This window comes from Mesorhizobium sp. B2-4-3 (assembly GCF_006442815.1).
Taxonomy (GTDB): domain Bacteria; phylum Pseudomonadota; class Alphaproteobacteria; order Rhizobiales; family Rhizobiaceae; genus Mesorhizobium.
The window spans coordinates 287,189-301,245 of the sequence record NZ_VFVL01000004.1 but is presented as its reverse complement, the minus strand read 5'-3'; the positions used below and the strand labels follow the sequence as shown (position 1 = coordinate 301,245).

General features: G+C 63.8%; 13 protein-coding genes. 7 read left to right on the top strand and 6 right to left on the bottom strand.

From position 1 onward, the window contains the following. Positions 1–171, bottom strand: a 171-nt coding sequence (locus tag FJ956_RS07040; RefSeq protein WP_140781953.1) for a P-II family nitrogen regulator, incomplete at its 3' end; no start/stop codon positions are given. Between the two features lie 348 nt (positions 172–519). Between FJ956_RS07040 and FJ956_RS07035 the strand changes: the two genes are divergently transcribed. Next, a complete protein-coding gene (locus FJ956_RS07035; protein WP_140673012.1) occupies positions 520–2,037 on the top strand; it encodes an NAD(P)H-hydrate dehydratase in 1,518 nt (505 codons plus the stop codon). Continuing rightward, complete coding sequence (locus FJ956_RS07030) at positions 2,034–4,034, top strand: hypothetical protein (protein WP_140673011.1); 2,001 nt, start codon at positions 2,034–2,036, stop codon at positions 4,032–4,034. The genes FJ956_RS07035 and FJ956_RS07030 overlap by 4 nt, the downstream gene beginning before the upstream one ends. 1 nt (position 4,035) lies before the next feature. Here FJ956_RS07030 and waaF read toward each other — a convergent pair whose 3' ends face one another. Genes waaF through FJ956_RS07015 form a run of 3 tightly spaced genes read right to left on the bottom strand, consistent with a single transcriptional unit; the run spans position 4,036 to position 7,631 of the window. Further along, entirely contained in the window at positions 4,036–5,055 is a 1,020-nt protein-coding gene (gene waaF / locus FJ956_RS07025) for a lipopolysaccharide heptosyltransferase II (protein ID WP_140673010.1), read from the bottom strand. Positions 5,056–5,115: 60 nt separating this feature from the next. Further along, a complete protein-coding gene (locus FJ956_RS07020) occupies positions 5,116–6,057 on the bottom strand; it encodes a glycosyltransferase (RefSeq protein ID WP_140673009.1) in 942 nt (313 codons plus the stop codon). A gap of 41 nt (positions 6,058–6,098) precedes the next feature. Then, complete coding sequence (locus FJ956_RS07015) at positions 6,099–7,631, bottom strand: acyl-CoA carboxylase subunit beta (protein WP_140673008.1); 1,533 nt, start codon at positions 7,629–7,631, stop codon at positions 6,099–6,101. 176 nt (positions 7,632–7,807) lie between these two features. On the opposite strand from FJ956_RS07015, the gene FJ956_RS07010 reads away from it, so the two are divergent. The 3 genes from FJ956_RS07010 to FJ956_RS07000 all read left to right on the top strand — a co-directional run bounded on the left by FJ956_RS07010 (position 7,808) and on the right by FJ956_RS07000 (position 10,096). Further along, the gene (locus tag FJ956_RS07010; protein WP_246671968.1) at positions 7,808–8,014 is read left to right on the top strand and encodes a transcriptional regulator; all 207 of its coding nucleotides are present in this window, start codon (positions 7,808–7,810) and stop codon (positions 8,012–8,014) included. A 6-nt stretch (positions 8,015–8,020) separates the two neighbouring features. Next, complete coding sequence (locus tag FJ956_RS07005) at positions 8,021–8,308, top strand: type II toxin-antitoxin system RelE/ParE family toxin (protein WP_140673007.1); 288 nt, start codon at positions 8,021–8,023, stop codon at positions 8,306–8,308. A 348-nt stretch (positions 8,309–8,656) separates the two neighbouring features. Then, entirely contained in the window at positions 8,657–10,096 is a 1,440-nt protein-coding gene (locus FJ956_RS07000; RefSeq protein WP_181170082.1) for a DEAD/DEAH box helicase, read from the top strand. Between the two features lie 72 nt (positions 10,097–10,168). Here the strand turns inward: FJ956_RS07000 and FJ956_RS06995 are convergent, their stop codons facing one another. Next, the gene (locus FJ956_RS06995) at positions 10,169–11,158 is read right to left on the bottom strand and encodes an alpha/beta fold hydrolase (RefSeq protein ID WP_140673005.1); all 990 of its coding nucleotides are present in this window, start codon (positions 11,156–11,158) and stop codon (positions 10,169–10,171) included. Between the two features lie 69 nt (positions 11,159–11,227). Then, on the bottom strand, positions 11,228–12,076 hold the full coding sequence (locus tag FJ956_RS06990; protein WP_140673004.1) for an SDR family NAD(P)-dependent oxidoreductase: 849 nt from the start codon (positions 12,074–12,076) through the stop codon (positions 11,228–11,230). 191 nt (positions 12,077–12,267) lie between these two features. Here FJ956_RS06990 and FJ956_RS06985 point away from each other — a divergent pair, with 191 nt between their 5' ends. Next, positions 12,268–13,302, top strand: coding sequence for a cysteine synthase A (locus tag FJ956_RS06985; protein WP_140673003.1), 1,035 nt, complete (start codon positions 12,268–12,270; stop codon positions 13,300–13,302). Next, the gene (locus FJ956_RS06980) at positions 13,302–14,045 is read left to right on the top strand and encodes an alanyl-tRNA editing protein (RefSeq protein WP_140673024.1); all 744 of its coding nucleotides are present in this window, start codon (positions 13,302–13,304) and stop codon (positions 14,043–14,045) included. Before FJ956_RS06985 ends, FJ956_RS06980 begins: the two co-directional genes overlap by 1 nt. The last annotated feature ends 12 nt before the right edge of the window (positions 14,046–14,057 follow it).

Genomic DNA, 14,057 nt, shown 5'->3' with positions numbered 1-14,057 from the left:
GGGCAGGAAGTCGACGACATATTCGGCGCCGCGATAAAGCTCCGTGTGTCCCTTCTGGCGGCCGAAACCCTTGGCCTCGGTGACGGTGATGCCTTGCAGTCCGGCCTCCTGAAGCGCTTCCTTCACTTCGTCCAGCTTGAATGGCTTGATGATCGCTTCGATCTTTTTCATGTAAAAAGTGGCCTCCACTGCCAAGAAGACGGGTTGTGTGCCCCGCTTGCGCCTCCATCAAGCACGAACCGTGCCAGTCCTGAAGAGCGCAAGCGGCGAGGGGCGTTTTCGAGCCCATGCCACGCCCGGATGCACATTCGCGTCATCCGCTGCATCGGACGCGTCATGGACGCCCAAACCCTATACATCGCTCCTCCTCACATCCGCACAAAAAATAGGCAGGCAGCGCAATTTGCAGGCAGAACCCCTCCTGGATGCGACCGCGCTGGCAAGATGATGCGCGGTTGCGGTGGTTTGCTTCGAACCGAAAACTGGACAATGCTTGATCGCATGGAGATCGGCAATCCCATGCGCAATGAACTTCTATCGCCGGCCGAAATGGCCGAGGCCGACAAACTGGCGATCGCGGCAGGACCGCTCGACGGCTATCGCTTGATGCAACGTGCCGGCGAGGCGGTCGCTGCCGTCGTGCTGGCGCGCTACCCTGGCGCGAAGAGGGTCCACGTGCTGTGCGGCCCCGGCAACAATGGCGGCGACGGCTACGTCGTGGCGCGGCTGCTGGCCGAGGCCGGCGTCGATGTGGCCCTGTGGGCATCGGGCAAACCGCGGGCAGGCAGCGACGCCGCGCTCGCGGCGGCTGACTGCACGCTGGAGCGGCGCCTGCTTTCGGCCTTCACCGCGCAAGCCGGCTCGCTGGTCGTCGACGCGATCTATGGCGCAGGCTTGTCGAAGCCTCTCACCGGCGACGCCAAGGGCGCGGTCGACATCGCGGCGGAGATGAACCTGCCGGTCGTCGCGATCGACCTGCCTTCGGGCGTTTCCGGCGAAAGCGGAGAAGTCCTGGGCTGCGCATTTTGCGCGGCCCTGACGGTGACTTTCGCGCGAAAGAAGCCTGGGCACCTGCTGCTGCCTGGCCGCGGGCGATGCGGGGAGGTCGTGTTGGCCGACATCGGCATTCGCGACGAAATCATCGACGCGGTCGCGCCGCGGGCCTTCGAGAACCGGCCTGGGCTCTGGATCGCGAGCTTTCCCGCGCCGGCCGTCGACACACATAAATACAAGCGCGGCCATACGAGCGTCTTTTCGGGGGGACCGGCCGCGACCGGCGCGGCGCGCCTTTCAGCGCTTGCGGCCGCAAGAAGCGGGGCAGGGGCCGTCACCGTGCTCTCGCCCGCGAACGCCATGCAGGTCAATGCGGCGCATCTGACCTCGATCATGCTGCGCAAGGTTGATGCGGTCGAGGACGTGCATGACCTTATCGGCGATCGCCGGCCGTCCGCCTTCGTCCTCGGTCCCGGCTTCGGCATCGGCGACAAGGCGCGCGATTTCACGCTCGCCGTGCTCGCCAAAAACCGCCAGGACGGCGGCGTCGAGGGCCTCGTGCTCGACGCCGACGGCATCACCTCTTTCCGCAACGCGGCCTCGACGCTGTTCGAGGCAGCCGGCAGGGCTGGCGCGCCGGCGTTGATCATGACGCCGCATGAAGGCGAGTTCGGCAGATTGTTTGCGGACCTTGCGGGTGACAAGGCTCTGTCCAAGCTGGCCAAGGCGCGCGAAGCCGCGCAGCGCGCCAACGCCGTGATCGTCTACAAGGGTGCCGACAGCGTGATTGCTTCGCCGGACGGCCGCGCCGCGATCAACAGCAATGGCGCGCCGTGGCTCGCCACCGCCGGCTCGGGCGACGTGCTGGCGGGCATCATTGCCGGGCTTCTCGCGCAAGGCATGCCGGCCTTCGAAGCGGCCTGCGCCGGGGTCTGGATTCATGCCGAGGCCGGCAGCCGTTTTGGGCCGGGTTTGATAGCCGAGGATCTGCCTCTGGCCATGGTGCCGGTTCTTCGCGAACTGGCGCAGAGCGCTGTCCGATGAAACGGCTGGGGCTCCTTGTTGCCGTCCTGGCCGCTTTCGCTGCCCAGCCGACGCGTGCCGCCGATCATCCGGTCGCCATCGTCGACGACCCGCGCATGCTCGCCGCGCTCGATGCAAAGGGATACGGCTTCGCCGGCCTCTTCGGCGTCGACGGCAGCGACGACCTGAAATCCCTCTACGATGAGGCGCCAGCCTACCACGTCATCGTCGACACGGTGGCCGGCGATGTCGCCGCGTTGCGCGCCGAGATGAAGGCTGGCGGCCGCACTCTCTACGAAGTGACCGACGGCAATGTCGGCCGCATCATCGACATGCGCTGGCTGAAGACGAACGCGGCGCGCTTTCGCCTTGTCGGCGTCGTCAACCGGCTCGACCGGCGCGACTTCGCAGCACTTGGCAACGAGACGAGCTGCGGCGAGGTGCGGTTCATCTATCGCCTGGCCTACTCGTTCAAGAAGAACGGCAAGCAACTGGCCTCGCGCCTGCCGTTCAACTTCAGCGCCATATACCGCGTCGCTCAAGACGCCGATGGCGGCTGCGTGGGCGCTGCCGGCCGCTGGACGCCGCAGCTCGACGAAACGGTCGATGCCGGCTGGCTGACCGGCGGGCCGCTCGAAAAGGCCTCGCTATCCTTCAAGCAGCTCGAGCTCAACGCGCAGGTTGTGCGCTTTCCTTCCGGCCAGGAAACCGAGTTTGGCGGGCAGGCCGCTTACCTGATGCGTATCTTCGGCATCGACGGTTCGACGGTCGGCGAGAAGCCGCTGGAAAACACGCCGGACACGGCCCGGCTTGCCCAGGATGCTGACCTCAAAGCACGGCTTGCCGACTATGTTCGCGCCAATGCCGCGGCGGTCGATCTCGGCGTCTACGAAATCCCGGATGAATTTCTCGCCCGAAAAGTCATCTCCTGGTCGACCTTCGGCAGCGCCAGGCAAGCCAATCATCCGTTCACCCCGTTGTTCGGCCCAAAGGAGTTCGCCGGGCTCGATTATTCGAAATTTTCCTTGGCGCGCACGCCGGACGCTTTGGTCGAGCGGCTCGACAACGGCGCCTGCCAAGGCTGCCACCAGGCGGGTTCGACGGCCGGCTTCCATTTCATCGGCCTGGACGATGGCACCACCTCGCCGTTGAACCGTCTCGAGGTCGGCATCTCGCCGCATCTTCATGCCGAGATTCCGCGCCGCCAGGCGTGGCTCAAGGCGACCGCCGAGGGCAAGGACCCCAACCGCTTTCGTCCGCTCTCCTTCGCGCCGCCCGCCGCCTGGAAGGATACCGGCGAATTCGCTTATGCGCCGGCCGAAACGGCGATGCCATGCCTGACGCCGGAAGACGCAAGCCGCTTCGGCAGCACCTGGCAATGCGGCGCCGGCACGGTCTGCACGCCGATCGCGACCGCGTCGGGCGTGAGGACCAAGCTCGCGCAATGCCTGCTGCCCAAGGACAGCCCGGCGATGTTTTCCGGCCACCCATGCCTGACCGGAACTATCGCCGGCAACAGCGCGCAGCCTTTCAACGACCGCTACAAGGTCACCGGCCAGTTCGCCGCCTTCGCGCCGGCGATCTCGCGCACCGCCTATACCTGCCGTCCACCCAAGATCGGCGTTCCAGGAGGCTTCGCCTATCGCGCCTGCGACGACAAGGATCGCGCCTTCTCCGCCTTCAAACCCGGCAAGCCGATGCCCAGCGAAATCTGCGGACTGGTCGGCGGCAAGAAGTTCGACATCTGCGTGGCCACCAACAATTTCGACGAATGTCTTGGCGGCGCCGTCAACCGCGGCAACCGTCCAGCCTGCTCGGCCGATCATTTCTGCCGCGAGGACTATATGTGCCAGTCGCTGCCGGCGGACACGCCGGGCGCCGGCAAGGTCAGGGGCATCGGCTTCTGCTCGCCGACCTATTTCATTTTCCAGATGCGCATCGACAACCATGCGACGCCATGGGCGACCACGGCTCGCGCGAGCATGGGCGCGGGTTTCGGAGCGGCGGCCGAGGAATAGGTCAGGCGAATTGCGGCGCGTTTTTTCGGATCGCTGCCGCGAGCGCCTCGCGAACCCTGTCTTCGCTGACGGCGCGCGTGTTCTCCACCCAACCCGGCGTCGAAATCGGCGGCTCGAGGAAAATCACCTGCTCGTTGACCGGACCGTGCACATAGGCTCGGTTCGAGCCGTAGATGAGCACGCACGGACCGCCTAGCGCGCCGGCGGCATGGGAAATGCCGCCGTCGACGCCGAGAAAGACGGTCGAGGCCGCGATCTGGCACATGGCTTCCGCAATATCGGGCGTGGAGGTGAAATCGATCGCCTCGGACAATCGCGCCTTTACTTCCGCCGCGGCCTGCCGCTCGCGCGGCCCGCCGATCAGCCAGACCGACCAACCGCGGGCAGCATAGTCGCGCGCGACCGAGACGAAGCGCTCGATCGGCCATGAGCGCTTGTTGGCAAAATCCGAAGTGTAGAGCGCGAGCGCCGGTTTCGCCGGATCGATTCCGTTGCGCCGACGCCAACCGGAAAGCTCTTCGAAGGAAACAACCAGTTGAGGAGCCGGCAACGGTCGGTCTTCGGCCGGCCTTTTGCCGAGACGTGCGATTGCGCAGACCTGTTCCGCCAGCCGCGTCTTGCGCGGACCGAAGGCCACCATCGACTTCAGCCAACCTGCAGGCAGTCGGTTGACGATGCCGAACTGGAACTCGCGCGGATAGCCGACGCGCTCCGGTATTCCGGCAAGCCACGGCACAAGGCAAGCCTTGGTGCTGCTGGTGAGCATATAGGCCGCCTGATAATCCTCTTCGCGCAGCTCTCGCGCCAGGCGCGCCCGCTCTTTCAGCCCGGGCTTCCAGTTCTTCTCCGCTATCCAGACTTTGCGAACATGCGGCATAAACCTCGCCAGCGGCGCGGCTATCCCCGAGGTGACGATATCGATCGGCTGCCCCGGGAATCTCTCGGCGATGATCTGGATAGCCGCATGGCAGCGGATGAAGTCACCGATCGCCGGCAGGCAGAAAACCAGGATGGGGCGCAATGCGCGATACCTTCTCGATCCGGAACGGCCATCGCCGACGGGAAATGCCTGCGTGATTTGTCACGGAAGCGCTTCGCCATCAAGAATGCGGTGGTAGAGCTCGACATAGGCTTTTGCGGCCTTCTCGATCGGAAACCTGTCTGCGGCTGATTCGCGGCATCTTTGCGCCGGCAAACCGCCGATTTCGCCGAAACCGCGCGCGAACTCCTCATCCGTGTCGAAGAAACGGCCGGTATCGGCATCGACGGTTTCGGGCAGCGCGCCGCGTGCCGTCGTCAGCACCGGCGTGCCGCACAGCATGGATTCGACCGGCGCATTGCCGAAAGGCTCTTCCCAGGAAATCGGGTTCAGAAAGGCTTTGGTCTCGCCCAGCAGGCGCACCTTCGGTTCGCCATCGACCATGCCGTGATAGCGGAAGCGGGACGACAGGCTTTTGAAGAAGACACCCTCGCGGCGGGTCTTGCTGCGGCCAAGCAGCTTCCAGCGCGAGCCGCCGGCGATATCGAGCTTGAAATCGTATTTTTTCGCGAGGTCCACCGCGCGGTTGAGGCCCTTTCCGGCCCGCGCGATGGCCGCCATGAAAAACAGGTGGTCGTTCTTCGACGGCGCCAGGCGGTAGGCATCGACCGGAAAGCCGTTGTAGACGAAGGTCTTGCGGCCATGCAACTCGGCATGGCGGGCGCTGATGAAGCTCCAGTTCGGCTGCGGCCTCGAGTAATCCGGCAGGTGGCCGCGCTCGGTATTCAGCGTCGGAAACGGAACTTCGACCTTCCAGGCATGGAGATGGACAATGTCAGTGTCCTTGGGAACGGCCGCGCGGCACTCGTCATTGGTGACCGCGTGGCGGACCTCGCACATCGGATGCGACGACCCCGGGCCGGCGATCAACGTCACCTGATGCCCCATCTTGACCATCTCCGTGGTCAGCCATTCGACCTGCCGCTGGATACCGCCATAGCCCTTGCACGGAATAAGGCCCTGGGCCGCAAGTGTTATTCGCATTTCGTCTCCGCGCTCATGTTAACGGCTGGCGGAAGTCTTGTTCACAGCGGAATGTTGTCGTGCTTCTTCCAAGGGTTCTGCATGTCCTTGTTGCGCAACATGCGCAGCGCCCGCGCGACGCGACGCCGGGTCGAATGCGGCATGATCACCTCGTCGACATAGCCGCGTTCGGCGGCGACGAAGGGCGACAGGAAGCGATCCTCGTAAGTCTTTGTATGCGCGGCGATCTTCCCCGGATCGCCGATATCCTTGCGATAGATGATCTCAACCGCGCCCCTGGCGCCCATCACGGCGATCTGTGCCGTCGGCCAGGCATAGTTCATGTCGCCGCGCAGATGCTTCGAAGCCATCACGTCATAGGCGCCGCCATAGGCCTTGCGGGTGATGACGGTGATCTTCGGCACTGTCGCCTCGGCATAGGCGAAGAGCAGCTTGGCGCCATGCTTGATCAGCCCGCCATATTCCTGCGCGGTGCCCGGCAGGAAGCCCGGCACGTCGACGAAGGTGACGATCGGAATAGAAAAACAGTCGCAGAAGCGCACGAAGCGCGCCGCCTTGCGGCTGGCGTCGGAATCGAGCACGCCGGCCAGCACCATCGGCTGGTTGGCGACGAAACCGACCGTGCGACCCTCGACGCGGCCGAAGCCGGTGACGATGTTCTTGGCGAAACTCTGCTGGATCTCGAAGAAATCGCCTTCGTCCGCGACCTTCAGGATCAACTCCTTGATATCGTAGGGCTTGTTGGCATTGTCGGGGATCAGCCGGTCGAGCGACAGGTCGTGGTCCGTCACCGACTGGTAGCATTCGATCTCGGGAATCTCGGCCGTGTTGGATGCCGGCAGCAGATCGACCAGCCGGCGCATCTGCAAGAGCGCCTCGACGTCGTTGTCATAGGCGCCGTCGGCGATCGAGGACTTGGTGGTGTGGACGGAAGCGCCGCCGAGGCTTTCGGCGGTCACCGTCTCGTTGGTCACCGTCTTCACCACGTCCGGCCCGGTGACGAACATGTAGGAGGTGTCGCGCACCATGAAGATGAAATCGGTCATGGCGGGCGAGTAGACGTCGCCGCCGGCGCAGGGACCCATGATCAGCGAGATCTGCGGAATGACCCCGGAGGCGAGCACGTTGCGCTGGAAGATCTCGGCATAGCCGCCGAGCGCCGCCACGCCTTCCTGGATGCGCGCCCCGCCGGCGTCATAGAGGCCGACGATCGGCGCGCGATTGCGCAGCGCCATCTCCTGGACCTTGATGACCTTCTCCGCATGCGCCTCTGACAGCGAGCCGCCGAACACGGTAAAATCCTTGGCGAAGATATAGATCGGGCGACCGTTGACGGTGCCCCAGCCGGTGACGACGCCGTCGCCGGCGATCTTGGTCTTCTCCATGCCGAAATCGGTCGACCGGTGCTCGACATACATGTCAAACTCTTCGAACGAGCCCTCGTCGAGGAAGACCTCGATACGCTCGCGAGCGGTGAGCTTGCCCTTCTTATGCTGCGCCTCGATGCGGTCCTTGCCCCCGCCCATGCGGGCGATCTCGCGGCGGCGCTCGAGTTCCTTCAGCACGTCTTTCATCGCTGCTTCCCAAAAAAGGATAAGTGATTTGTGGTAATGGGGAGGGCAGAGGAGCGCAAGCGCTCCATTTCGCCAGGCTCTCGAAGCTCGCCCAACCGTCAGCGAGCGATCTTGGCAGTCAGCAGTCGGATATGGCAGAATGAAACGATGAAGAACAACGTGGAATATCCGAGGACTTGAACCGCAGGATCGAAATGCTGACCTCGCGTTCGACACTCACTCGCGATCAGATCATTGAGGATGCCTTATCCCACGGCCGCTCGCTCGCATGGCAGGAAAAGTGGATCGCCGGCATTCAGGCGGGAATAGAGGCGGCCGATCGTGGCGACTTCGCAAATGAAGAAGAGATAGCAGCCGTTTTGAGCAAATACGGTCAGGCATAACGATCGGTGCGGATTGTCTGGACCCGACACTACCTGATCGAGCTTGCATCAATCGGCGACTACATCGGCCAGCACAACCCACGGGCCGCTGCCCGGGTTGTCAACGAGATCCATTCAAAAACAGCCCGGCTGTTGTCGGCCAATCCGTTTATCAGACGAGTTGGCGAGATCAGGGGAACTCGTGAACTGGTGATCCCCGGTACACCCTATGTCGTTGCATATCGAGTGAAGGAAACTCAGATAGAAATTCTTTTCGTCCAGCATGGCGCGCGGAAATGGCCTGACGACGTCTGAGACCGAGAGCTTAACGGCTGTCTGTTTTGTTGCACCGCAACATGAAGCCCTTGCATTTCGGGACGAACTCAGCCATATGCAACGGCATAGGCGCTTGGGCCGGGAACGAATCCGGCCTTCTCGATGAATGAGACTGGTTGCGTCTGTTTTCCCTCTTTCCGGCAAATCGGCCCTGGTCGATCGGCAAGCTGGCGAAAAAGCCCCGAGGCATGATGCTTGCGGGCACGACAGCGCAGCCGCGCGGACGATCGTCCGCCGCCTTGTCGTTCCATGACAATTTATCCGACGGCAGGTTGCGCCCTGCCGCCATTGATGTTTGCGGCCAAGGCCGCGTGAAAGAAGATTATTTTGACCAACGAAAACACAGCGGAACTGAACGGTTTCGCAGCACTTGGGATTTCGGGCGCGCTGCTCAAGGCCACCCATGCCGCCGGCTTCGCCGAGCCGAAGCCGATCCAGACGCAGGCGATCCCGCCGCAGTTGGAAGGCCGCGACATTTTCGGCATCGCCCAGACCGGCTCCGGCAAGACCGCGGCCTTTGCATTGCCGATCCTGTCCAAGATCATCGGGCTCGGCACCAAGCGGCGGCCGAAGACGACGCGTGCGCTGATCCTGGCGCCGACGCGCGAGCTCGCCGTGCAGATCGAGGACACCATCAAGATCCTCGCCAAGGGCGCGCATGTCTCGACCGCGCTGGTGCTGGGCGGCGTCTCGCGCTTCAGCCAGGTGAAGAAGGTTGCGCCCGGCGTCGACATTCTGATCGCCACGCCCGGCCGCCTGACCGACCTAGTGCGCGAGGGCGACCTCATCCTTGCCGACACCAAATGGCTCGTCCTCGACGAGGGCGACCGCATGCTCGACATGGGCTTCATCAACGACGTCAAGCGCATCGCCAAGGCGACCGCGCCGGACCGCCAGACGGCACTGTTCTCGGCCACCATGCCCGATGAGATCGCAGAGCTTGCCAAGGGCTTGCTGAAGAACCCTGTTCGCATCGAAGTCTCGCCGCAAAGCACCGCGGCGGTCGAGATCGTGCAGAGCGTGGTGCTCGCCCGCACCAAGCAGAAACGCCAGGTGCTGTCCAAGATGCTCGCCGACGAGGCGATGCGCTCGGTGATCGTGTTCTCGCGCACCAAGCATGGCGCCGACCGCGTCACCAAGGACCTTGCCCGCGACGGCTTCGAGGCTGCCGTCATCCACGGCAACAAATCGCAGAATGCGCGCCAGAAGGCGCTCAACGATTTCCGCGACGGCTCGGTTCGCATCCTGGTCGCCACCGATATCGCGGCGCGCGGCATCGACGTGCCTGGCATCAGCCATGTCGTGAATTTCGACCTGCCGGACGAAGCGGAAAGCTACGTCCATCGTATCGGCCGCACCGGCCGCAACGGCAGGGACGGTATTGCCATCACGCTTTGCGATCCTTCGGAGAACGCCAAGCTGCGGCAGGTCGAGCGTATCATCCGCATGAAGCTGCCGGTCGTCGCCGATCACCTCGGCAGCCCGGATCCGCAGCGCGACCCCAGAGAAAAGACCGAGCGTCATTTCGAAGCGGCCAATGACCGTGAGCATCACGGCGCCCGCCGCGATGGCCGCCGCCCCGGCAACGGTGGCGACAACAAGCGTTTCGGCGGCAAGCCTCATGGCGAGCGAGCTCCGCAGCCGCAGGGCGAACGCCCGGCTGCGGCCAAGCCGAATGGCTCGAGCAAGCCCGACGGCTTCAAGCGCTTCAAGGGCAACAACAAGCGCCGCTTCGGCGGCAAGCGTCCGGCGAACCGGGCCGCTTGAGCCCAGCAGAACCGCGCGAGCAGGAACGGCCGGAGCGATGCTTCGGCCGTTTTTCATTTCACTGGCCTGATTTCACTGGCCTGACTGCTGCTGCATCAGCGCCTTCACCCACACCACGATGCGCTGGGTGAGAAAGGCAGTGGTCTGCGGCGACAGCACATCGCCGGCGATGACGTGATTGTCCGGATCGCCGGTGTCGTCGACCGGCACCAGCTCGTGCGGAGCACCCCAGCGTCCGGCTATCTCGCGCGTCCGGTCGGGCCGCACCACCTTGTCGGAATCCGAGAAGATGAACAGGGCGGGGATCGCCGCCTTCTCGACCGGCGCCTCATAGGCAAGGTTGGTGAGCGCGGCCATCGGCAGCACCGCTTTCATGGGATATTTGGTGGTCCAGAATTTTTCGTGCAGCGCATTGCGCGGGGGGAAACTGCGCTCCTTGCCGCCGACGATCTCGGCGAGTTGCCCTCCCCAGGGCATGGTCAGCAACTCGGCGCCGGAGGCCTTGACGCCGAAATTGGGCGAGATGAACGCGATCGCGGCAACATCGTCCGATGCACCAGGCTGGGTTGCGGCCCATGCCGCCAGCGAGCCGCCGGTCGAGGTTCCGATGACGATCACCTTGTCGCCGATGGAGCGGCCGATGGCCAACGCCTCCTCATAGTCGTTGATCCAGGCATTGACGCTGCCTTGCGCCATTGCCGCGCCGTCCTGACCGTGACCGGTCAGGCGCGTGTAGAAGAGGTTGGCGTCCAGTTCATCCGCAATGTCGTCCGGCAAGGGGCGGACCTCGCCCTTCGAGGCGGAAAAGCCATGGATATAGACGATGGCCAAGGGCGTCTTGGCATGGACCATCGGGTTCGCCCAGATGATCTCCTTGTCGAGCCCGTCGCGGATGTTGGGCACGGCAGCCTCTTCACGCGCCAGATAGGCCTGCGGATCGTCGCCGATCGCCGACGGATTGAAACGGATTGTGGTGTCGACCGGCACGCGCGGGCCGAGGAAGAAACCGACGATCAGGACGACTGCAAGGCCAAGCACCGCAAGCACGATCCGCCGCCCCATTACAGTCTCCAAGCAATGATTCTCAACCTATGGCCGTCCCCGCCGGCAGGCAATCGCCGTTTCGCCGGCTTATGTCACCTTGTCGCGGGGCGGGTCTTTGTCGCCAGGCCGCCTGCGATCGAAATGCAACGGCCGGCCCCACCAATGGGTGGTGAGCCCGATGACGAAGCGGCCAATCGGCCGCGGCAGCAGGCCGAGCAGCTTCAGCGGCAAGCTTATATGGTGCGGGAAGGTGACTTCGAAGCCACCCTTCCTGATGCCGCGGGCCATGCGGCGCGACGCGCGATGCACAGGCATGAGGCCCGGCATCGGCAGCTTGTTCTTTTCGGTCAGCGGCGTGTCGACGAATCCCGGATTGATGACCTGGATGCGGATATTCATCTTGTCGAAATCGTATTTCAGCGACTCCGCCAGAATGTTGATCGCGGCCTTGGTGCCGCCATAGGCCGCCGTGGTCGGCCAGCCGGAATAGGCGGTGACCGATCCGACCAGGACGACATGGCCGCGTCCGCGCACGCGCATATGCTCGACGACAGGCACCACGCCGTTGACGATGCCGAAATAGTTCACGGCGAAGGAGCGATGGAAATCGCGCACCACCAGGTTCTCGCCGGGTGTGGCGATGTAGTTGCCGGCGTTGAAGACGGCAAGCACGATCGGCCCCATCTGTTCTTCGATCGCGGCGGCCGCGCGCGCCATGCCGTGCTCGTCGGTCACGTCACAGGGAAAGGACTTCACATGTCCGGACATCTGCGCCGTTTCGACGATCAGCGTGTCGGCAGGATCTTCCGGCAGCGACGTCACCGCGACGGCATAGCCTTGATTGGCGAGATCCTTGGCCAACGCCCGACCAAGGCCGCTGCTGCCGCCCGTGATCCAGGCGACACCGTCTTTCGGATTGGCCCGGTAGAGTGCCATGGGGTGTCCTGCGAATGTTCCGGTTTGCTCTAGCGGCGGAGAAATCGGTTGAAAAGAGCGGTTTTGCACATGGCGTTGAAATGATTGCGAGCATTGCACCATCCGGAATGCGACTGGACCAGGCAAAATCTTGCCTTGAAACCGCGGCTTCCGGTTTTTAGGGTCTCGCCGCACACATGAAGGAATCCCGCATGCCCCGTTCTGTGATCGAAGCGATCGGCAACACGCCCCTGATCCGGCTCAACAAGGCCTCGGAAGCGACCGGCTGCGAGATCCTCGGCAAGGCCGAGTTCATGAATCCAGGGCAATCGGTGAAGGATCGGGCGGGCCTGTTCATCATCCGCGATGCCGAGCAGCGCGGGCTGCTCAAGCCTGGTGGGCTCATCGTCGAAGGCACTGCCGGCAACACCGGCATCGGTTTGACGCTGGTCGCCAAGGCGCTTGGCTACCGCACCGTGATCGTCATCCCCGACACGCAGAGCCAGGAAAAGAAGGACACGATCAAGATCCTGGGTGCGGAGCTCATCGAGGTGCCGGCCGTGCCCTACAAGAACGCCAACAATTACATAAAACTGTCAGGCCGCCTTGCCGAGCAACTGGCGCGCTCGGAGCCGAACGGCGCGATCTGGGCCAACCAGTTCGACAATGTCGCCAACCGCGACGGCCACATCCGCACGACCGCGCAGGAAATCTGGGCTCAGACCGGCGGCAGGATCGACGGCTTCGTTTCGGCCGTCGGCTCCGGCGGCACGCTTGCGGGCGTCGCGCTCGGGCTCAAGGGCAAGAGCGAGGACGTCAAGATCGCGCTCGCCGATCCACTGGGCGCCGCGCTCTACAGCTTCTACACCAGCGGCGAACTGAAATCCGATGGCAGCTCGATCACCGAGGGTATCGGGCAGGGCCGCATCACCGCCAATCTGGAAGACTTCACGCCGGATTTCTCCTACCAGATTCCGGACGAGGAAGCATTGCCGATCATTTTCGACCTGATCCAGGAAGAGGGGCTCTGCGTCGGCGGCTCGACCGGCATCAACATCGCCGGCGCCGTCCGGCTGGCGCGCGAGCTCGGACCCGGCCACACCATCGTGACGATCCTGGCCGACTACGGCACGCGCTACCAGGCCAAGCTCTTCAATCCGGAGTTCCTGCGCGGCAAGAATCTTCCGGTGCCGGGCTGGATGGAAGAAAAAGCCGATATTTCAGTGCCGTTCGAAAAGGTGGCATGATGGCGTACAAAACCGAGGCGCAGTTTCGCGACGACGCCTATCAAAAGACGGCGGAGGCCGAGGTCGTCGCCGTCAACGACCGTGGCGGCGTCCTGCTCGACCGGACGATCTTCTACGCCACGTCGGGCGGACAGCCGGGCGATACCGGCATGCTCGAACGGGCCGACGGCGGCCGCATCGCGATCGCCGCCACCATCACCGGCGAGACCAAGGACGAGATCATCCATGTGCCGGCACCGGAGCAGGCGCTGCCCGTTGTCGGCGAAAAGCTGAAGCTTCTGATCGACTGGGAGCGGCGGCACCTTCTGATGCGCATGCATTCCGCCTGCCACCTGCTGACCGTGGTCTGTCCGTTTCCGATCACCGGGGCGGCGGTCGCCGAGGATGACAGCCGCGTCGATTTCGATATTCCCGACGCCGGCTTCACCAAGGAGGATGTGACGGCGAGGCTGATGGAGCTGGTGCGCGCCGACCATCCGATCTTCACCCGGCTGATCACCGACGAGGAGCTCGCCGCCAATCCGGGCCTGGTCAAATCGAAGAACGTCCGCCCACCCGTCGGCACAGGAAAAATCCGTCTGGTCTGCATCGGCGACAACGGCTCGATCGACAGCCAGCCATGCGGCGGAACGCATGTGAAGTCGACCGGCGAGGTCGGCGAGATCCATATCGGCAAGATCGAAAAGAAAGGCCGCGAGAACCGGCGCTTCCGTATCCGCTTCGGACCGATACCGGCGAACTGACGTTATAGCTAG

Bases quoted from the DNA above. Each gene is read 5' to 3' on its own strand.
- FJ956_RS07015 (WP_140673008.1), bottom strand. From the start codon at position 7,631: ATGAAAGACGTGCTGAAGGAACTCGAGCGCCGCCGCGAGATCGCCCGC.
- FJ956_RS07035 (WP_140673012.1), top strand. From the start codon at position 520: ATGCGCAATGAACTTCTATCGCCGGCCGAAATGGCCGAGGCCGACAAA.
- FJ956_RS07030 (WP_140673011.1), top strand. From the start codon at position 2,034: ATGAAACGGCTGGGGCTCCTTGTTGCCGTCCTGGCCGCTTTCGCTGCC.
- FJ956_RS06980 (WP_140673024.1), top strand. From the start codon at position 13,302: ATGGCGTACAAAACCGAGGCGCAGTTTCGCGACGACGCCTATCAAAAG.
- FJ956_RS06985 (WP_140673003.1), top strand. From the start codon at position 12,268: ATGCCCCGTTCTGTGATCGAAGCGATCGGCAACACGCCCCTGATCCGG.
- FJ956_RS06990 (WP_140673004.1), bottom strand. From the start codon at position 12,076: ATGGCACTCTACCGGGCCAATCCGAAAGACGGTGTCGCCTGGATCACG.
- FJ956_RS06995 (WP_140673005.1), bottom strand. From the start codon at position 11,158: ATGGGGCGGCGGATCGTGCTTGCGGTGCTTGGCCTTGCAGTCGTCCTG.
- FJ956_RS07020 (WP_140673009.1), bottom strand. From the start codon at position 6,057: ATGCGAATAACACTTGCGGCCCAGGGCCTTATTCCGTGCAAGGGCTAT.